18 protein-coding genes and 1 tRNA gene are annotated in these 18,913 nt (G+C 65.7%); 8 read left to right on the plus strand and 11 right to left on the minus strand.

What is annotated here, in order from left to right:
- Positions 1-291 precede the first annotated feature (291 nt).
- Positions 292-1,176, minus strand: a complete 885-nt coding sequence (locus tag P1K30_RS12675) for a DMT family transporter (protein ID WP_275633111.1) — start codon at positions 1,174-1,176, stop codon at positions 292-294.
- Between the two features lie 195 nt (positions 1,177-1,371).
- On the opposite strand from P1K30_RS12675, the gene P1K30_RS12680 reads away from it, so the two are divergent.
- Complete coding sequence (locus P1K30_RS12680; protein ID WP_275633112.1) at positions 1,372-1,833, plus strand: Lrp/AsnC family transcriptional regulator; 462 nt, start codon at positions 1,372-1,374, stop codon at positions 1,831-1,833.
- Positions 1,834-2,063: 230 nt separating this feature from the next.
- Here the strand turns inward: P1K30_RS12680 and P1K30_RS12685 are convergent, their stop codons facing one another.
- On the minus strand, positions 2,064-2,942 hold the full coding sequence (locus P1K30_RS12685) for a LysR family transcriptional regulator (protein WP_275633113.1): 879 nt from the start codon (positions 2,940-2,942) through the stop codon (positions 2,064-2,066).
- Positions 2,943-3,040: 98 nt separating this feature from the next.
- Between P1K30_RS12685 and P1K30_RS12690 the strand changes: the two genes are divergently transcribed.
- The 4 genes from P1K30_RS12690 (at position 3,041) to P1K30_RS12705 (ending at position 6,985) form a co-directional block, all read left to right on the plus strand.
- The gene (locus tag P1K30_RS12690; protein WP_275633114.1) at positions 3,041-4,363 is read left to right on the plus strand and encodes a serine hydroxymethyltransferase; all 1,323 of its coding nucleotides are present in this window, start codon (positions 3,041-3,043) and stop codon (positions 4,361-4,363) included.
- Between the two features lie 333 nt (positions 4,364-4,696).
- Positions 4,697-4,948 carry a DUF3489 domain-containing protein gene (locus tag P1K30_RS12695; protein ID WP_275633115.1) on the plus strand — a complete coding sequence of 84 codons (252 nt, stop codon included), beginning with the start codon at positions 4,697-4,699 and terminating at the stop codon, positions 4,946-4,948.
- Positions 4,941-5,348: a DUF2924 domain-containing protein gene (locus tag P1K30_RS12700; protein WP_275633116.1), complete on the plus strand. Its 408-nt coding sequence runs from the start codon at positions 4,941-4,943 to the stop codon at positions 5,346-5,348. The genes P1K30_RS12695 and P1K30_RS12700 overlap by 8 nt, the downstream gene beginning before the upstream one ends.
- Positions 5,345-6,985: a recombinase family protein gene (locus P1K30_RS12705; RefSeq protein ID WP_275633117.1), complete on the plus strand. Its 1,641-nt coding sequence runs from the start codon at positions 5,345-5,347 to the stop codon at positions 6,983-6,985. The genes P1K30_RS12700 and P1K30_RS12705 overlap by 4 nt, the downstream gene beginning before the upstream one ends.
- Before the next feature lie 173 nt (positions 6,986-7,158).
- Here P1K30_RS12705 and P1K30_RS12710 read toward each other — a convergent pair.
- The 8 genes from P1K30_RS12710 to P1K30_RS12745 all read right to left on the minus strand — a co-directional run bounded on the left by P1K30_RS12710 (position 7,159) and on the right by P1K30_RS12745 (position 15,286).
- Positions 7,159-7,233: transfer RNA gene (locus P1K30_RS12710), tRNA-Gln, on the minus strand.
- 68 nt (positions 7,234-7,301) lie between these two features.
- On the minus strand, positions 7,302-8,645 hold the full coding sequence (locus tag P1K30_RS12715) for a mechanosensitive ion channel domain-containing protein (protein WP_275633118.1): 1,344 nt from the start codon (positions 8,643-8,645) through the stop codon (positions 7,302-7,304).
- Positions 8,646-8,802: 157 nt separating this feature from the next.
- The gene (gene kdsA, locus P1K30_RS12720; protein WP_275633119.1) at positions 8,803-9,639 is read right to left on the minus strand and encodes a 3-deoxy-8-phosphooctulonate synthase; all 837 of its coding nucleotides are present in this window, start codon (positions 9,637-9,639) and stop codon (positions 8,803-8,805) included.
- A gap of 123 nt (positions 9,640-9,762) precedes the next feature.
- Positions 9,763-11,463, minus strand: coding sequence for a KpsE/RkpR family capsule polysaccharide export protein (locus tag P1K30_RS12725; RefSeq protein WP_275633120.1), 1,701 nt, complete (start codon positions 11,461-11,463; stop codon positions 9,763-9,765).
- Entirely contained in the window at positions 11,441-12,100 is a 660-nt protein-coding gene (locus P1K30_RS12730; RefSeq protein WP_275633121.1) for an ABC transporter ATP-binding protein, read from the minus strand. Before P1K30_RS12730 ends, P1K30_RS12725 begins: the two co-directional genes overlap by 23 nt.
- 339 nt (positions 12,101-12,439) lie before the next feature.
- Positions 12,440-13,486, minus strand: a complete 1,047-nt coding sequence (locus P1K30_RS12735; protein ID WP_275633122.1) for a permease — start codon at positions 13,484-13,486, stop codon at positions 12,440-12,442.
- The gene (locus P1K30_RS12740; protein WP_275633123.1) at positions 13,479-13,823 is read right to left on the minus strand and encodes an ArsR/SmtB family transcription factor; all 345 of its coding nucleotides are present in this window, start codon (positions 13,821-13,823) and stop codon (positions 13,479-13,481) included. Before P1K30_RS12740 ends, P1K30_RS12735 begins: the two co-directional genes overlap by 8 nt.
- A gap of 32 nt (positions 13,824-13,855) precedes the next feature.
- The gene (locus P1K30_RS12745) at positions 13,856-15,286 is read right to left on the minus strand and encodes an FAD-dependent oxidoreductase (RefSeq protein ID WP_275633124.1); all 1,431 of its coding nucleotides are present in this window, start codon (positions 15,284-15,286) and stop codon (positions 13,856-13,858) included.
- Between the two features lie 104 nt (positions 15,287-15,390).
- Here P1K30_RS12745 and P1K30_RS12750 point away from each other — a divergent pair, with 104 nt between their 5' ends.
- The 3 genes from P1K30_RS12750 (at position 15,391) to P1K30_RS12760 (ending at position 17,411) form a co-directional block, all read left to right on the plus strand.
- Positions 15,391-15,990: a uracil-DNA glycosylase family protein gene (locus P1K30_RS12750; protein ID WP_275633125.1), complete on the plus strand. Its 600-nt coding sequence runs from the start codon at positions 15,391-15,393 to the stop codon at positions 15,988-15,990.
- Positions 15,983-16,774, plus strand: coding sequence for an SseB family protein (locus P1K30_RS12755; protein ID WP_275633126.1), 792 nt, complete (start codon positions 15,983-15,985; stop codon positions 16,772-16,774). Before P1K30_RS12750 ends, P1K30_RS12755 begins: the two co-directional genes overlap by 8 nt.
- Positions 16,775-16,901: 127 nt before the next feature.
- The gene (locus P1K30_RS12760) at positions 16,902-17,411 is read left to right on the plus strand and encodes a cupin domain-containing protein (RefSeq protein WP_275633127.1); all 510 of its coding nucleotides are present in this window, start codon (positions 16,902-16,904) and stop codon (positions 17,409-17,411) included.
- Between the two features lie 13 nt (positions 17,412-17,424).
- Here P1K30_RS12760 and P1K30_RS12765 read toward each other — a convergent pair whose 3' ends face one another.
- Complete coding sequence (locus P1K30_RS12765; protein WP_275633128.1) at positions 17,425-18,900, minus strand: inorganic phosphate transporter; 1,476 nt, start codon at positions 18,898-18,900, stop codon at positions 17,425-17,427.
- Positions 18,901-18,913: the final 13 nt, after the last annotated feature.

Raw genomic sequence — 18,913 nt, forward strand, 5'->3', positions numbered from 1 at the left:
GTCGGACCCTTTCCGGTTTGGTTTCGAAGCGCAGATGGGGCTTCCAGCAGGGGGAAGGTCAAGGTCCCTGCATGTAGCGAAAAAATTTTTTTGTGAACCGGCGTGCAAAATTGACCCCGTAGTGAGGTAACCGGTGAGGTGCCACTAGTTTCTTAGACACCTACCTGGTTCAGTTCTTGCTGTCTGATTTCGAAGTCAACGGGCGACAGCAAAGACTGAGACACGAAGGCGTTTAAGAAACGCGGGGCTATACACAATGCCCGCACTCCCTTTTTCCTTAATCTCAGAATTCTATGAACCGGCTTGTCTCTGTTCACGCAAAATGGTGATGACACCGCTCGCAATAATGATCGCCGCGCCTAGAAAGGTCATCGCGTCCGGGCTCTCGCGCCAGATGAGCCAGCCAAAGAGTGTGGCCCAGACGAGGGCTGTGTAATCGAGCGGCGCCACCACGACCGCAGGGGCAAGGCGGAAGGCCTGTGTCATCATCGTCATCCCAGCGGTGCCGAATAAGGCGATCCCGGCAAACAGCCACAGGTCGCGCAGTCTGACAGGAACCCAGACGAACGGCACGATCAGCGCACTCAGCAACGCCCCCGCCCCGGTCAGGTAGACAAGCAGGGTCCACACGCTTTCGCGGGCTTCTACCCAACGAGCGCTCAGCATCAACAGGGCATAAACGAGCGCCGTCGCGACAGGGAGCAGAGAGATCAACTGAAACGTTGTCCCGCCGGGGCGGATGATCACGAGAACGCCCAAGAACCCCGCCAGTACGGCCAGCCAGCGTCTCCAACCGACCTCCTCCCCCAGGAAAAGGGCCGAGATCAGGGTGATGAAAAACGGCGCGACGAAGATCAACGCGGTGGCCTCGGCCAACCCGAGATAGATGAAACTCGTGAAGAACATCATTGTCGCAACGACCCAGAGCGCGCCGCGCATCAGATGCGCAACGGGCCGGTGCGAACGCAGGGCCGACCGGCCGCCCATGACCAACGCGATGACTATGGTGATCGGCAGGGCGATCGCGTTGCGCAGAAACAGGATCTGCAGTGGCGAATAGCCGGAGGTTAACGTCTTCGCAATCGCGTCATTGGCGCTCAGACAGGCCACCCCCACACACATCAGCAGGATGCCTTGCGTGTAGGCCCCCTGCGCGCTGAACGTCATCTTGGCCATTGTCATCCTCCCTGACAGTGCCTGTCCTCGCGAAACCCGCCCTTCGTGGGTTTTGTACTGGCTATCAGCACCGCCCCTGACTGTCTCCGACGGAAACTCTATGCAAGAAATCGGAAATTCTTTTTGTTTTCTTGCTAAGAATCGCCGGAGTTCCTGCATAAGGCAGCCACGGGGCGGCAGTAAAAGGAATGCGATATGCACCAGATTGACGAGGTTGACCGGCGTATCTTGCGAGTCATGCAGGCTGACGGAACGCTTTCGGTCACGGAGATCGCTGACCGGATTGGCCTTTCTCAATCGCCGTGTTCGCGACGTGTTTCCCGGCTCACCGAAAGTGGCATCATTCTTGGCAAGACGGTTGTACTGGACCGGAAGAAGCTTGGCTTCAACGCGATCATCCTGGTGCGGATCAAGCTGACGTCGCACGGTCGCAAGTCGTTTGAGAAATTTCAGCAGGCCGTGTTGCGAATTCCCGAGGTCCAGGTCGTTCAACTCATGCTCGGGGACTACGATTTTAACGTCCGCGTTGTGGTGCGCGATATGGATCATTTCCACGCCCTTCTGCGCGACCAGCTGGTCCTGCTTCCGGGGGTCGAAGAACTCCAGAGCTCAGTGTTGCTGGACGAGCTGAAATACACGACACAGCTGCCGCTATAGAGCAAAGTCGAGCATAGTTTCCTCGAAAAGCTAAATATCGTAGTGAACGCTACAGCGGCTTCGTACTGCTACATTTCAACGTCAGCGATGATTAATTAGGTCGAGACCGCGCCCTTGAAGGGAGCTTCCGCCTTCCATCCCGCAGCAGCCGTGGTCGCTCCCGGCCCATAGCCGACATTCCAAGCCGGCCAAACGATTGACCGCTTCTTGCTCGCCTGGCCCACTTCCATTTAACGCAGATCGCGCAGCGTTTTCAGCAGCTCCCGGTGGCGGGGCAAATCCAGGCCCGGCAAGGCCCAGGCGCTGATCGCCTCGGGGGCCCTGACGCCTGCCCCGAGCGGGGCGACAAGGGTCCCGGCCTCGAGGTGCCTGGCCACCAGCGCCCGCCGCGCAATCAGGACACCCGCGCCGTTCAGCGCCTCCTCGACAGCGACCGCGTAGAGAGAAAAGACCGGTCCGCGAGGGGCGAAGGCCTGCCCGGACAGCGCCGAGGCCGCCCACGTTGTCCAGTCGTCGGCCCATATGGCGTCTGTCAGGCAGGTCATCGTCCGCAGATCATCGGGCGTCCGGATCATCGGGGCCAGGTCGGGGGCGCATACCGGAAGGATCTCGTCGTCGGTGATGCGTCCGCCCATGTCACGACGATCATCGACGTAGAACAGGGAAATGTCGAAGGGGACGCGCTTCAGGTTCGGTGGCGTTTCGACGGCGGTGACGGAGAGCTCGACACCCGGCATCGCCGTCCGCAGGGCAGGGAGGCGTGGCGCCAGCCACAGCTGCGCGAGCGCCGGCAGGGTGGCAATGTGAATGCGCTTCGGCGCCGCGTCCTGTCGCAGCGCCTGGACGGCCTCCCCCAGTCGGTCGAACGCCTCGACGAACCCCGGCAGCGCGCGTGCCCCGATCTCGGTCAGCGTCACGCCCTGGGCGTTCCGCTTGAAGAGCGGAGCCCCGACCTCGCTCTCGAGTTTCTTGATCTGCGCCGCCACGGCGCCGGGTGTGACCCGCAGCTCCTCGGCGGCGAGGGCGAAGCCGCCGAGCCGGGCGGAAGCCTCGAACGCCCTCAGGGCATTGAGCGAAGGCAGGCGGGGAAACGGCGGCGCGACGGACATATCAGCCTCATTTTTTCTAAGCCTATTATTCCTGAAATCTGCGTTGCCGGAAAGCCGGGATCTGCCGAGGATGCCGTCACCCGGATTGGAGACCTCAGATGACCATTCAAGACCTTCGCCCCTGGCTGCCCGACACCGTTACCACCCGCATTGCCGAGATCACTGCCGAGACCGGGCGCGCGCCGTCGGATCGGCTCGAAGCGCGTGTCGCTGAGCTCGCCGAACGCAACCGCGCCATCCACGAGCGCGAGTGCTTCAACCTCAATCCTGCGACCAACGTCATGAACCCCCGGGCCGAGGCGATCCTCGCCAGCGGGCTCGGATCGCGTCCGTCGCTCGGCTACCCCGGCGACAAGTACGAGATGGGGCTGGAGGCGATCGAGGAAATCGAGGTGATCGCCGCACAACTCGCGGCCGAGATCTTCCATGCCAAGCACGCCGAGATCCGCGTGGCCTCCGGCGCGCTCGCGAACCTCTACGCCTTCATGGCCACCTGCGCGCCGGGCGATGCGATCATCGCGCCGCCGGCCAGCATCGGCGGGCACGTGACGCATCATGGCGCCGGATGCGCCGGCCTCTATCACCTCAAGACGCATGCCGCGCCGGTGAATGCCGACGGTTACACCGTCGACCTCGACCGGCTGCGCGACCTTGCCCTCGAGGTGCGTCCGAAGCTCATCACCATCGGGATGAGTCTGAACCTCTTCCCGCATCCGATCCGCGAGATCCGCGCCATCGCGGACGAGGTCGGCGCAAAGGTCCTGTTTGACGCCGCCCACCAATGCGGCATGATCGCGGGCGGCATCTTCGCAAACCCGCTGGCCGAAGGCGCCCACCTGATGACCATGAGCACCTACAAGAGCCTCGGCGGTCCGGCAGGCGGCCTCATCGTGACCAACGACGATGACCTGGCGCAGCGGCTCGAGCAGATCGCCTTCCCCGGGCTGACCGCGAACTTCGACGTCGCGAAATCGGCGGCGCTCGCGATCGGGCTCCTGGACTGGCGGGAACATGGTGTCGCCTACGCCGAGGCGATGGTCTCGACCTCCAGTGCATTGGCCGAGGCCCTCGCGGCCGAGGGCATGCCGGTCTTCGCAACCTCGCAAGGCTACACCGGCTCGCACCAGTTTGCCCTGGAGGCCGCGGCCTTCGGGGGCGGGCAAGCCGCGTCGAAACACCTGCGCAAGGCCAACCTTCTCGCCTGTGGCATCGGCCTGCCGATCGCGAACGTGGACGAAGACCTCAACGGCCTGCGCCTCGGCACGCCGGAGCTCTGTCGCTGGGGCATGACGGACCAGGACATGGCGCAGCTGGCAAACTTCATCGCCCGGGCCCTGCGATCATCGCAGTCCGAAACGCTGGCACCGGATGTCGCCGCGTGGCGCGGGGGGTTTGACCGGCTCCACTTCATCCGAGGGTAAGGAGCTGATCCGGGGGAAACCCCGGACGGAAGGCGTAGGCGAGGACTTTGTCGGGGTGACCTCGCCTGCTGATGCCCCGCCGAGGAGGCGCAGACCGGACTTTCGTTGTGCAAGCGGCGAAGGTCCGGTGTCCGCCCTTTTACGAATGGCGATTAAGCGTTGCCTAGAGTTTGAGCCTCAGAACTGAAGACGTCGCTGGACTTCGTTGCCCACCAGAGCGGTACTGTCGGTGAAGTTAGCGACACACGTATTTCACCGCTCTCCGCCCGGCCTTCCGGGCTCTGCTCGGTAGCAGGGGCAAGCGTGCTCCTGCTCCGAGCACAGGAGAGCCAGATGACCGAGACAATACAAGCGACCAAGCCCAAATCCCGCGGGACCAAGAAGGCGCAGCTGATCCGCCTGCTGAAGGCGAAGGCGGGGGCAGATATTGCGAGCATCAGCAAGCGGCTGGGCTGGCAGCCGCATACGACCCGGGCGGCCCTCTCTGGCCTGCGCAAGGCTGGCTATGTCCTGAGTATGGATCGCTCCGAAGGAAAGCCGCCGCGCTACCGTATTACCGCCGAGCCGGAGGCGGCCAATGGGTAAGCCGGACCCGGAACGCCAACGGGCCGTCAGAGGATGGAAGGAGGCCTTTGGGTATCCTCCGCCAGCCTATCTGTCGGTGGATTTCATGCATCGCGCTATGGCGCACGAGGAACAGTGCCGGCGACACGGTAGGTTGCCGAACAAGCTTCGGCGCGAGTTGCGCAGCATAGCGGCGGGCCAGAGCGTCTCAAGAGCTGTTGGCAGACAGGTCCGTACAGGTGCTCATCTCGTTCGGGAGTGGAACGGGAGAACCTACCAGGTGGAGGTGGTCGAGGACGGCTACCGGTTGGACGGCAAAACCTGGCCCTCACTTTCGGCGGTGGCAAGGCATATCACCGGGACCGCATGGTCAGGACCGCGGTTCTTTGGGTTGAAGGGCAGGGGAGGCGCAAAGCAGTGAATAGAACCCGCTGCGCCATCTACACCCGCAAAAGCTCCGAGGACGGGCTGGAGCAGGAGTTCAATTCGCTCCACGCCCAGAGGGAGGCCTGTGCTGCCTACATCGTCAGCCAGAAGCACGAGGGCTGGGTGGCGCTTCCGGAGCACTATGACGACGGCGGCTTGTCCGGCGGGAGCCTCGAACGCCCTGCGCTGCAGCAGCTTCTGGAGGACACGCGACAGGGCCGGGTCGACCAGATCGTCGTCTACAAGATCGACCGGCTGACCCGCTCACTCGCCGACTTCGCGAAGATCGTCGACATCCTCGACGCGGCCGGCGCTTCCTTCGTCTCGGTCACCCAGTCGTTCAATACAGCCACCAGCATGGGGCGGTTGACACTGAACATGCTGCTCAGCTTCGCTCAGTTCGAGCGCGAGGTCACGGCCGAACGTATTCGAGACAAGATCGCAGCGTCCAAGCGCAAGGGTCTGTGGATGGGGGGGCTGGTGCCCCTCGGTTACCAGGCGGACGGCCGGACACTGGCGATCGACGAAGGTGAGGCCGAGACCATCCAGCAAATCTATGATCTCTACGAGAAACATGGCACCGTCGTTGCGGTCCGCGATGCAGCCTCGGATCTTGGGCTCAGGAGTCGCCTCAGAAGCAAGGCGGGCGGAAAGAACACCGGCGGGCGCCCTTTAGACCGCGGCCATATACATCACATCCTAACCAACCCGCTCTACGCAGGCCGGATCCGGCATCGGACACAGGTCTACGACGGCGCGCATCCGGCAATCATTGATCCGGCGCGCTGGGATCATATCCAGACCTTGCTGCAACAGGCCTCAGCTCGGCCACGAGGGCAGGGAAAGGCGGCACGCACCAGCCTGCTCTGCGGCAAGGTATTCGATGAAACCGGCGACCGTCTGACCCCGTCGCACAGCAAGACGCGGGCGGGAACCCGTCTGCGCTACTACATCTCTAACCGGCTGGTTGTGGGGCGAGCAGAACAGCACCCCGATGCCTGGCGCCTGCCCGCGGAGGAGCTCGAACGCCACGTGGCCGAGTTGGTTGGGAGGATGCTTGCAGAACCCAGCCTGCCTGCAAGGATACTGGTTCAGCCGACGGCGGATGCGATCTGCATGCTCGCAGCAGGGCTTGACGCATTGAAGGCCGAAAGAAACGCAGCCGCGCTGCTGGAACTTGTAAGTCGGGTCGAGATTGCACCCGCCACTCTGCAGCTCGCACTGGAAACTGCTGCCATCGCAAGCCGCCTTGGGAACGATGTGGAGGCGATGTGTCCCGATCTGCTCAAGCGCAGCTTCCCGTTCCAGCTCCGTAAGCGTGGCGTCGAGACGCGGATCATCCTGGCCGATGCTCCGCTCGAAACCGACGACAGGCTCATTTGCAACATCGCGCGGGCACAGTCATGGTTCGATAGGGTGCGCGCCGGCGAGACCTTCGACGAAATTGCAAAGAACAGCGACACCTCGAAGCGCCGTATCCAGCAGATGATCGGCCTGGCCTTCCTCGCGCCAGACATCATTCGAATGGTCATGGATGGAAACCAACCCGCGGGCTTCACCTCCGACTGGTTCAAGCGGAACAACCTGCCGCCCGATTGGCACGAGCAGCGCGCCATCGTCGCCGCGCTCTGACGACCCTAAAACTCAACCTGCTACCATGGAATTACCGATCTGAGACCGGGGCCGGAAATGGGCTCTATTCAGCCCCATACTGCGGTCTCAGCAAGAGCCGCACACGCGCAAGCCACTGAATTGACGCCACATAGTGGAGCCAAACGCGTACCGCCCGATTTCAGGAAAGTGCTTGGCTGGGGTGGTAGGATTCGAACCTACGGTACACGGTACCAAAAACCGCTGCCTTACCACTTGGCTACACCCCAGCAGCGAGGCGTGTCTTACGGATTCGTGACACGCTCCGCAAGCCCTGAAAGGGTAAATTTTCGACACGTCATTCTGTGCGGGCGCCGTCGTCCAACAGGTCGGCGTGCGCGGTCTCGGCGCGCTCGGCATCGACGATGCGTTCCAGCTCGTGCTCTGTCTCGGCCGCGACGTTCTCTGTGCTGGCATCGGGGGCCTTGGGGGGCTCTTGGCGCGGGGGCGTGCCGGGGGCGGACGGCGCGGTCGCGGGCCGCTCGGCAGGCGCTGCTCCGTCCAGCAGAACGCGATAGGTGGTGTCGGCGATGGATACGCCGGCAGCCTCGATCGCCAGCTTGACCTGCCGCAGGGCCTCGCCGCGGGCCAGCACCAGGGACGTTTCGTTCTGATCGATCCAGCCGGTGACGGTCAGGACCACGCCCGAGTCGCCCAACTCCTCGATCCACACCGATGCGGCGGGGGTGGACAGGACGAAGGGCAGGGCCTGCACCGTCTCTTCGGCCAGCTTTCGCATCGCGGCATAGTCGCAGCTGGAGTCCAGCCCCAGCTGGAACAGGATCCGCCGCTCCTTGTTGCGCGAATAGTTGACGATACGGCTTTTGAACACGGTCGCGTTGGGGATCCGGATGTGGTTGCCGTCCCAGCTCAGCAGGATCGTCGCGCGCGAGGTCAGGCGGATCACCTTGCCCTCGTCGCCGTTGATCTCGATCGCGTCGTTGGGGCGGAACGGCTGGCGGATCGACAGCAGCACCGAGGCGATGAAATTCTCGACCGTGTCGCGCACGGCGAAACCGATGGCAAGGCCGATGATCCCCGCCGCGCCCAGGATGGTGCCCAACAGAGCGGTGGCGTTCAGGATGTCCAAGGCGATGACGACGGCGCCGACCAGAAAAGCCAGCCGGACGATCTGGCGGTAGATGTCGGCAATGAACGCGTTCGGCGCCAGCCGGTCCCACGGCCAGCGGCCCCGCGCCAGCAGAAAGCCGATGAAGGCGACCACAAGGAACACCATCGCCGCGACGACCAGCAGCGGCAGAAAGGCCACCATCTGTTCCATCCGCTTGCGGAACCGGTCCACGGCGGGGTTCAGCCGCTCGACAAGATCGGTGGATTCGACAACCTCGTTCTCGATCGCGACGACGCCCGCCACGCGCGCGACAAGCCCGTCCAGCCGCGTGATCGCGTCTCCGTCAAGCGTCCGGCCCCGCAGGGTCACGATGCCTGAGTTCACCTGAACCGTGACATCGGCATACCCGTCAAGCTGGCCGAGAATCTCGCGGATCCGCACCGCGATGGCCGCGTCGGTCGACGCGTTGTTCTCTGTCTCGATGGTGCCAGAGGGCTGTGTCTCTTGGGCGGACAGCGAGTGCGGGGCGACGGCGAGGAAAAGGCAGACGAGAAAGATGATGCGGCGCATGGAAACCTTGAACGTAAAAAGGATCTGTGCCGCCAGATTAGCCGGGGGGAAGGGGCGCGCAATCCGGAATTGACCGCGCCCGCGCGGACGGTGGTCAAGCCGCCGGTGGCGGCTGCCTCCGGCGGGACATTTGCGGACCAAAGACGCGGCTGCGCGGTTACAGCGGCTCTGCCTTCGCCAGCGCGTCGAAGCGCATCAGCGACGCGATCAGCGCGGGCATTTGGTCGAGCGGGATCATGTTCGGCCCGTCTGACGGGGCAGAGTCCGGGTCTTCGTGCGTTTCGATGAACACCGCCGCAACGCCAAGCGCCACGGCCGCACGCGCCATGACCGGCGCGAATTCGCGCTGGCCGCCCGACGCGCCGCCAAGGCCACCGGGCTGCTGCACCGAGTGGGTGGCGTCCATCACCACCGGATAGCCCGTGGCCGCCATCTGCGGCAGCGCACGCATGTCGGTGACGAGCGTGTTATAGCCGAACGAGGTGCCGCGCTCGGTCAGAAGGATCCGGCGGTTCCCAGTGCTTTCGATTTTCGAGACGACGTTCGGCATGTCCCACGGGGCAAGGAACTGACCTTTTTTCACGTTGACCACCGCGCCAGTTTCGCCCGCCGCGACCAGCAGATCGGTCTGGCGGCACAGGAAGGCGGGGATCTGCAGCACGTCCACCGCTTGGGCGGCGGCGGCGCACTGGTCGGGCAGGTGTACATCCGTCAGCACCGGGCATCCGATGGCCTTGCGTACGCCTTCCAAAAGCTTCAGCCCCTCGTCCAGCCCCGGCCCGCGCCGTCCCGACACCGAGGTGCGGTTCGCCTTGTCGAAGCTTGCCTTGAACACATAGCCCGCGCCCGCTTCGGCGCAGGCCTCTGCCATGCGGCCCGCGATCATCTGGGCGTGGTCCGCGCTTTCCAACTGGCACGGGCCGGCGATCACGGTAAGCGGGCGGGTGGTTCCGACCGTCACGTCGCGGATGCTAACCTCGTGGTGTTCTGCCATCTCCAGATCCTTCTTCTGTCCGGAAATATCCCGGGGGGCGCGCGGCACGCGCGGCGGGGGGCAGAGCCCCCCGATCGCCGCAGGCGATGCCGGGACAGACCTAGCTGCAGGCGCGTGCCGCGTCTAGCTCGAGACCTGTTCGCGCAGGATCGACGCCGTCAGCGAGATCATCAGGTAGACGCCGCTGAAGATCAGGAAGGCGAGGATCGTGTTTTCGAAGCTGCGGGGATAGCTCGCCTCGTCCGGGGCGATCGGGGCCACCGCCATCGACAGATAGCGTGTCTGGCGGTTCGCCTCGATCCGGGCCGTTTCCAGCTGTTGCAGCGCCTGCGTCACCATCAGCTCGCGCGTCTGCAACTCGCGCTCGGCCAGCCGCAACTCGCCGGTGATCCGGGCCAGCGACTGGCCGTCCGAGGTGGTCACCGTCAGCTGCGACCGAAGTTCCGAGATCAGCCCTTCCAGCCGCCGGATGTCGCCCCGGGCGCCGTCCACGCGGGCCTGGTTCGGGTTGGGGTTGTCCATCAGCTGCTGCAGTTGAAGCCGCTTCTCCGACAGCTGGGTTTCCAGCGCGGTGATCTGCGTCATCAGCGAGTTCGACTCGGTCATCGGGTCCAGCACGCCAAGCTTTTCCTGAAGCCCCAGCACCTTCTGCTGTGCCGCCAGCATCGCCGCTTCGGCGTTCTCGTAGCTTTGCTCGGCGCCCGCCATCTGGTCGGACCGAAGCCGCAGCGACAGCGCGTCGACCTGTTCCTCGGCGTAGCGGATCAGCCGTTCCGAGAACATCTGGCTCATCTCCGGCTCTGCGGCGACGACGTCCATCTTGATCACGCCCTCGGTCGGGTCGTAGCTGATCTTCACGTTCTTCTTGTAGACGCCGTAGGCTTCTTCCTTGGTGGCATCCAGTTCAAGGCGTTGCAGCGGGTCGACGTCGTCGTCGCTGAAATGCGCCCGGAAGCCCAGATCGTTGTCCAGTCGCAGCATCGCGTCGATCGACTGAAGATAGCCCTGTACGACGATTGAATCGTGGCTGGTCGCGAAGGTGGTCCCCGAGAACATCCCGGCCAGCCCCGAGGCGGCGGCCGCCGGGTTCTGCGCCTGCTGAATCACGAATTCCGAGTGGGTCGCGTACATCGGGGTCGCGATCTTGTAATAATAGTAGCCCGCGATGATCGTCGGCAGCAGCACGAAAAAGGCCAGTCGGGCGCCCAGCTGCGCCAGCTTGCGACGGCGGCGGCGAACGATGTCGCGCTGCATCCGCACGATTTCGCGCGCGCGCTCGTCCTCGGCGGCCACTTCGGTGGACGGAAGCTGCGGGCGGGGCTGCGTTTTCGGCACCGTCAGTTCGCGCGAGGGTTCGGGGCGCGGGTGGTCGGTCACCAGTTCCAGCATGTTGGACCGCTGGAACGGGTCGACGCCCTGTTTGCGCAACAGGCGGACGGCGTCGAAGTCGCTGGTCGGGGCCAGCCCGTGTTTCTGAGCCACGCGGCGCGCCATGCGCAGTTGGCGGCCGGTCAGCCCCTCGCGCCGGATCGCGGCAAGCTCACCTTCGACCGTCAGGGCAGGGTCGGTGCCCGGCGCTTTCGTCGGGGGCATGTTGCGTCCGGGGGTGCCGGGCGCGGTGCGGGGCATACCCTTCGGTGCGCTGGCCGTCGGGAACCGTTCTTCGCCGAAGCCGTCGTCTGAATCGTCGCCCGCGAAGGGCATCGGATCGCCGGCGTCCGGCGACAGCCGGCGCGGCGGGTGCGACGGATCGGCGCCCGGCCCACCCGGCGTGACCGGGCTGCGGCGTATGCGGTATTTTCTAGCCTTGGGTTTGGTAGTCATAAAGGGCCTGTGCTTCTTCCAAGGTGTCGAACATATAAAGTTTGCCGTCGCGCAGCACGGCGGCGGAGCGGCAGAATTTCTCAAGCGTCTGAGGCTTGTGGCTGACCACGACGATGGTCGAATCCTTCAGGCGTTCGCGCAGGATCTGGCCGGCGCGCTTGTTGAAGGCCACATCGGTGGTCGACGGCATGCCTTCGTCGATCAGGTAGATGTCGAAGTCCAATGCCAGCAGCAAAGCGAAGTTCAGGCGCGCCCGCATCCCTTGGCTGTACGTCCCGACGGGCATGTCGAAATATTCTTCAAGGTTGCAGATCCAGCGGCAGAACGCCTCGACATAGTCGGGGTCCAGTCCGTAGAGCCGCGCGATGTAGCGGGTGTTTTCCCGCGCCGTGTGGCGCGAGACGACCCCGCCCATGAAGCCCAGCGGGAACGACACCCGGCAGTTGCGGCGAATGATCCCTTCGTCCGGCTTCTCCAGCCCGGCCATCATGTTGATGATGGTGGTCTTGCCGGTGCCATTCGGCGCAAGGATGCCAAGCGACTGCCCAAGCTCGACCCGGAATGTCGCCTGGTCAAGGATCACCTTGCGCTGCCTTCCGGTCCAGAAGGATTTGCTGACGTTCTCGAATTCGAGCATCCGTGTTCCGGTTCCGCTGTCCTGCCCCGTCCCGCTTAACGCGCGCATCGTTAACGATGAGCTATAGGCAGCTATTTAGGCCCAATTATGTCTGGTAGGCCCGATTGATTTCAACGCTTCGGAAGGACGCGCCGGGGATTGTGGTAACAAGATGGCGTGTATCGGCCACGTTGGGTGGTCAATCTACGGGAATCCATCGGATTGTCACGCGATCTGTCGTCGCAGGAGAAACAGTCCCAAGGAGCGGATAAGACTGCGGGGCCAGTCCGACCAATACAAACGCCCCGGCACGCTGGGGCGTGGCGGGGCGGTCCGTGTGTGATCGCGCGGTGTGTTGGGTCAGGCAAGCATCCCGGCGGCAAGACCCCAAGCAAGCCCGGCGATCACCGCGCCCACCAATGCGATGCCAAGGTAGGCGGCGAAGACGCGCGGCTTCACCAGCGCCCAGACCGCGATGGCGGCGGGGATGCAGCTGACGCCACCGGCCAGGACGAAGGACATCGCCGCCCCCTGCGCCATACCCTGATCCAGCAGGCCGCTGAGAAGCCCCACGGCGGCATAGCCGTTGAGATAGGCCGGCATGCCCACCAGCGCAGCCAGCAGCACCGTGCCGACACCCTCGCCGCCCAGCACGCGGGCGATCGTCTCGGACGGCACGTAGTGCAACATCAGCGCCTCGAACAGGTAGGCCAGCAGCAGCCATTTGAACAGGAACAGCGCGTTGTCGATCCATGTGCGGCGGAAGGTGTCGCGGCGGTCGGCCTCGTGCCAGAACCGCCAGACCGGCTTGCCCTGAAACGGCTTTTTCACGCCGCAGCAACCGCCGACCTGCGGCTTTTCACGCAGCGGGTCCGCGAAGACCGCGCTTTTCGCGAAGGTCATCGTGACGAAGCCGCCCAGCAGGCCCAGCGACACGGCGGCCACGGCCTTGGCGATCGCGAAGTCCAGCCCCAGCGTGCCCCATGTGATGGTGAACATCGCCGGGTCCATCAGCGGAGAGGCCAGCCACAGCGCCATCACCGCAGACAACGGCGCGCCGACGGCAAGCAGGGCGGCGATGAAGGGGATCACCTCGCACGAACAGAAGGGCGATAGGCCGCCCAGCAGCGCGGCAAGCACGATCATCCTTGGCTGGCTGCCCTCGAACGCCTTCGCCAGCAGCGTCTCGGCACCGGTCGCCTTGACGTAGGCCACCAGCGAGATCGCCACGACGATAAAGATACCGGTATGGCCGATGGCCCCCGCCGCGAAGGTCAGCGTCGGCACGACCTGCGACGGGTCGAAGATCGCCAGCAGCAGCGGGATCGCGGCGATGACCAGCCACGCCTTGTCGATGCGCTTCCACAGGGCCGGGAAGGACGGCGGGCGTTGGGTAAGGTCAGCCATGATCGTGGTCCTTGTGGCAGGTGTCCGCATCGGCGCAGCATTCCGACAGCAGGTAACGCGACAGCGCCTCGACCACCTCGAACCGCGGCGCGGCGCAGATGATCGACCGGCCCTTGCGTTCCTGCGTGACAAGGTCGGCCTGCGTCAGGATCTTCAGGTGATGGGTCAGGGTGGACCCGGTGATGCCGGTCCGCTCGCCCAACTCGCCGATGGTCAGCCCGTCGGCGCCGGCACGGACCAGCGTGTTCAGCACCAGAAGGCGCTGTTCGGACCCCAGCGCCGCGAAGGTCGAGGCGGCGATGACCGGAGAAAGGGCGGTGTCGCGATGTGCTTTCATGATTTCGACATTTCTAGAATTGTCGAAATGAGTCAAGCGGAGATTTCGGTCCCGTCCCGGTGCGGCCCGCAATCCACGCCGAACCGGTCGCGCACCGTGGTCAGGGTGGCCTTGCACTGCGCGACATAGGCCGTCTTGTGCCGCATCACATGAAGCGCCGACGCCAGCCTGCGGGGCAGGGGGAACCAGCGGTCGGGGTCCAGCCCGCACTGGTTCAGCGCCTTGATCGGCAGCGCGTCGGCCAGAAGCATCGTGTTCAGAAAGCCGTGGTTCAGCAAGGCAAGGTACCATGCCTTGCGACCGTGCTTGATCAGCTCGGGCATATCCAGCGTCCACAACGGCGTCTCGGCCAGTTTGCCCAGGAAAAACAGGTGGCTGGAGAAATAGCTCGACAGGCTCGACAGGAAGTGAACGGGCGCCTGCGGCGTCACCGTCAGGATCGCGCCGTTGCCGGACAGCAGGGGCCGGGCCTCGCCTGCGGTTTTCAGCAGGTGGCCGGTGCAGTTCACGAACACCGTGCCGGGCGCCACGGGATGGGCGTTGCCGTCGCGCATCCGCATCACCGGCCCCTCGGGCGTGTCGGCCACGTCGTCGAGATAGCCGGGGATCGTTTCGGTGATCGCGTCCGACAAGGCCGCGCATTCCTCTTCCGACAGGATGCCCAGCAGGAACTGCTCGCCGCCGCCGGTGGGCGAGACCGTGTAGGTCCGGCGGAAATAGTCGAACGCCGCGTCTTCGTTCGTGCCGTCGAACCGCAGCGCGCAGTCGCGGATCGCCGTCATCTGCAAGGGCGCCCGGAACCAGCGGGCGGCCCCGCGCGGAAACAGCTTCGTGCGGTTCAGAAACAGCGTGCCGCGCCCGTTGACCAGCCAGATGGTCCGCCCCGGATTGACCGCCGCCAGCCGCTGCACCGTGTCCATCCCGGTCTTGCCACCGCCGACCACCACCACCGGGTGCGACGGGTCATCCTCGTCCGCCAGCCGCTCGGGCGTGGTCGAGGTGACGGCAGCACTGGAAAACGCCAGCGGCGCGACCGGCTGAACGTCGAAGCCCGGCGCGTGGATCGCACGGGTGGCGGTCAACACCTCGCCGCCGTCCAGCACCAGCCGCGCGCCGTCGCCGTCTTCGTCCAGCCGGTCGACGCTGCGGCCGAAATACTCGGTCAGCTCGAAATGCCCGCGCAGCCGCGTCAGGCAGTCCGCCATATGCGCCTGCACCTCGTCCCCGCGCGCAAGATAGCCGGGGGCGTGCGGCGGGCGCCACTTCAGGTCGCCCGCGGTGAAGATCGCATAAGGCTGGTGCAGGCGGACATAGGCGTAGGCCTCGGTCCACATGCCGCCCGGCCGGTCGTGCCGGTCGATCAGCGCGACGCGCGCCCCCTTTCGCAGGTACTGCGCCGCGACGAACAGCGCGTTCAGCCCGGCAATGCCGGCGCCGGTGATGGCTAGGTCGAAATGGGGCACGACGATCTCCGGTTGTTCTGACCCACGTAATGCAGCAGCGCGCGTGCAGGGGGCAAGCGCGGGCTGCTCTTTCGCTGCGTCCCCGCCGCGCCTATGTGGGGCGAATGGCGCATCCTCTCGACCGTCTCAGGCAGGACATCACCGGCTGCACGCTGTGCGCCGGGCGCTTTGCCACGACCGCCACCCGTCACGCGCCGCGCCCCGTCGCGTGGTTCCGCCCCGGCGCGCAGGTGCTGGTGGCCGGACAGGCGCCGGGCCTGCGCGTGCACCAGTCGGGCATTCCCTTCGACGACCGCTCGGGCGACCGGCTGCGCGACTGGATGGGGATCGGGCGCGATACGTTCTACGACCAGTCCCGCGTCGCGGTGATCCCGATGGCGTTCTGCTTCCCCGGCTACGACGCCAAGGGCAGCGACCTGCCGCCGCCCCCGATCTGCGCCGAAACATGGCACCCCCGGCTGATGCAGGCGCTGGGCGAGGTGCGGCTGATCCTTCTGGTGGGCGGCTACGCGCACCGCTGGCACATGGGCACCCGTGCAAACGTCACCGAAACCGTCGCGGGCTGGCGCGACCACGCGCCCCGGGTCTTCCCCTTGCCGCACCCGTCGTGGCGGAATACGGGGTGGCTGAAGAAGAACCCGTGGTTCGAGGCGGATCTGCTGCCCGATCTGAAGGCACGGGTATCGGAGGTACTGGATGACTGAACACACGCCGATCGACCGCGCCCACGCCGCGATGGACGCCGCTCCGGGCGACGACGCCGTGCGCCTGCGGTTCTACGAACGGCTGGCCGATGCCGAGCTGGTTCTGCTGCTGGCCAAGGACGCCGACGGCGACAACGTGGAACCCGAACTGTTCGAGGTGCAGGGCGGCCGCTTCGTGCTGGCGTTCGACAGCGAACAGCGGCTGGCGGATTTCGTCGGCCGCACGGCGCCCTATGCGGCGCTGTCGGGCCGGGCGCTGGCCGGCATGCTGGCGGGGCAGGGGATCGGGCTGGGCCTGAACCTCGAGGTCGCGCCGTCGTCGATCCTGATCCCCGACGCGGCGGTGGACTGGCTGGCCGAGACGCTGGGCCGCCGTCCCGCCGAGGTCGCCGAACACCCCGAGGACATCGCCCGCCCCGAGGGTGTGCCCGACCTGCTGCTGCAGGCGCTCGACCAGAAGCTGGTCAGCGCCGCCGGGCTGGCGCCCTTCGCCTACCTCGCCTCGGTGACCTATCGCGGCGGCGCGCGCGGCCACCTGCTGGCCTTCGTCGATGCCGCCGAAGGCTCCGAAGGCGCGCTGGCGCAGGCGGTGGGCGAGGCGCTCACCTTCTCGGGGCTCGAGGCCGGTGCGCTCGACGTCGGCTTCTTTGCCGCCTCCGATCCGGTTTCGGCGACCCTTGCGCGCCACGGCCTTCGCATCGACCTGCCCGAACCCGAAGTGGTCCAGACCCTCGCGCCTGGCGCCCCCGGAATGGACCCGGCGAAACCGCCAAAGCTGCGCTGATCGCGCGGCGCCTGCTTCTTCTCTTTCAAAATACCTCGGGGGAGGGCGCCGAAGGCGACCGGGGGCGGAGCCCCCTTCACCCTTCACCCATCTCCGCGTCGTGCTACGTCACCACCCGGAGGACATCATGCACACCACACCCGACCCCATCACTCGATATTTCGAAGACGACGGCCAGATCCCGAACAACCCGGCGCTGCCGGTGGTGATCCTGAAGGCGGCGCTCGACCCGACGTTGTCGCCGGACGAGATCCACGCGATCCAGCGCGGCAATGGCTGGGGCGGCAACTGGGTGTGGTCGGTGTTCGACTATCACCACTGGCACCCCGACGCGCACGAGGCCCTGTGCGTCGCCTCGGGCGAGGCCGAGTTGATGCTGGGCGGCGCCGGGGGCGAGGTGTTCCGCGTCGTGGCCGGCGATACGCTCGTGCTGCCCGCAGGCACCGGCCATTGTCGGCTGTCGTCCAGCGCGGATTTCGCCGTGTGCGGCGCCTATCCCAAGGGGCAAGAAAGCTATTCGACCTGCCGCGCGGGCGAGGGGCGGGCGCGGGTGGCCGGGATCGCGACCGTGCCGCTGCCGGACACCGATCCGGTGTTCGGTGCGGACGGGCCGTTGATGCGGGCTTGGCGGGGCTGACGCCGCGCGGGCCTCAGCCGAAGACCGAGGACAGCGCCAGAAACACCACGGCCGACATCGTGGCGGCGGCGGGGACGGTGATCACCCACGCGGCGACGATGGTTAGGAAATGCGACCGGCGCACCAGCTTCCGGCGGCGGCGTTCCTCGCGTGCGACGCGAACCTCGTCCGGGTTGGTGCGCCCGGGGCGGCGGCGTTCCATGTACCATTCGCGGTAGAAGCCGACGCCGAACACCGCGCCCACCGCGATGTGGGTCGACGACACCGGCAGGCCCAGCCAGCTGGCAAGGATGACCGTTACCGCCGCCGACAGGGCGACGCAATAGGCGCGCATCGGGTTCAGCTTGGTGATCTGGCTGCCGACCACCTTGATCAGGCGCGGTCCGAACAGGATCAGCCCGAACGAGATCCCGAAGGCGCCGATCACCATGACCCAGTGCGGGATCGCGACGACGGTGCCAGAATCGCCAACCGATCCTGCGTGCACGATCGCGGCCAGCGGACCCACCGCGTTCGCCACGTCGTTGGCGCCGTGCGCGAAGGATAGCAGCGCCGCCGAGAACACCAGCGGCACCGAGAACAGCGCCTTCAGCGACTTGTTGCGGTTCTCCATCCCGCGCGATTGGCGGCGGACCAGCGGGATGCTGGCCAGCCAGCTCAGCAGGCCCAGCCCGGCCCCGATCAGCAGCGACACCTCAAGGCTGACGGACACGACGCGTCGCAGGCCCTTCATCGCAAGGTAGGTCGCGAAGGTGCCGACCATCAGCCCGATCAGCACCGGCACCCAGACCTGCGCGGCGGCGATCTTGTCGTCCCGGTAGATCACCTTCGCCTTGATGAAGGCGAGGATGGCGGCGGCGATGACGCCACCGAGGAACGGGGAAATCACCCAGCTGGCGGCGATGGCGCTCATCGTGGCCCAGTTCACCGCGCCGAACCCGGCGGCGGCGATCCCGGCGCCCAGCACGCCCCCCACCACAGCGTGGGTGGTCGATACCGGCGCGCCCAGCCATGTGGCAAGGTTCACCCAAAGCGCCGACGACAGCAGCGCGGCCATCATCGCCCAGATGAAGACCTGCGTGTCCGCGATGCTTTCCGGCGACACGATGTCTTTCGAGATCGTGGACACAACGTCGCCGCCCGCCAGCAGCGCGCCGGCGCTTTCGCAGACGGCGGCGATGATGATGGCGCCGGTCATCGACAGCGCCCGTGCGCCCACCGCGGGGCCCATGTTGTTGGCAACGTCGTTGGCGCCGATGTTCAGCGCCATGTAGGCCCCCAGCACCGCCGCGGCGACGACGGTCAGCTGTGCAGGGCCGGTGCCGATCACCAGCGCGGCGACGAATCCGGTCACCAGAACGAAGGCAAGCGCGACCCCGACCCCGACAAGGGGCCGCGACACGCGCTGCGCCGCGTATTCAAGCTGGCCGATACGCCCGAGATCCTTGTCAAGCGTGTGCCAGTCACTGGACGGTTTGTTCTGACTCATCCGGAAAGCTGCC

The organism is Psychromarinibacter halotolerans (assembly GCF_029168315.1).
GTDB lineage: Bacteria > Pseudomonadota > Alphaproteobacteria > Rhodobacterales > Rhodobacteraceae > Psychromarinibacter > Psychromarinibacter halotolerans.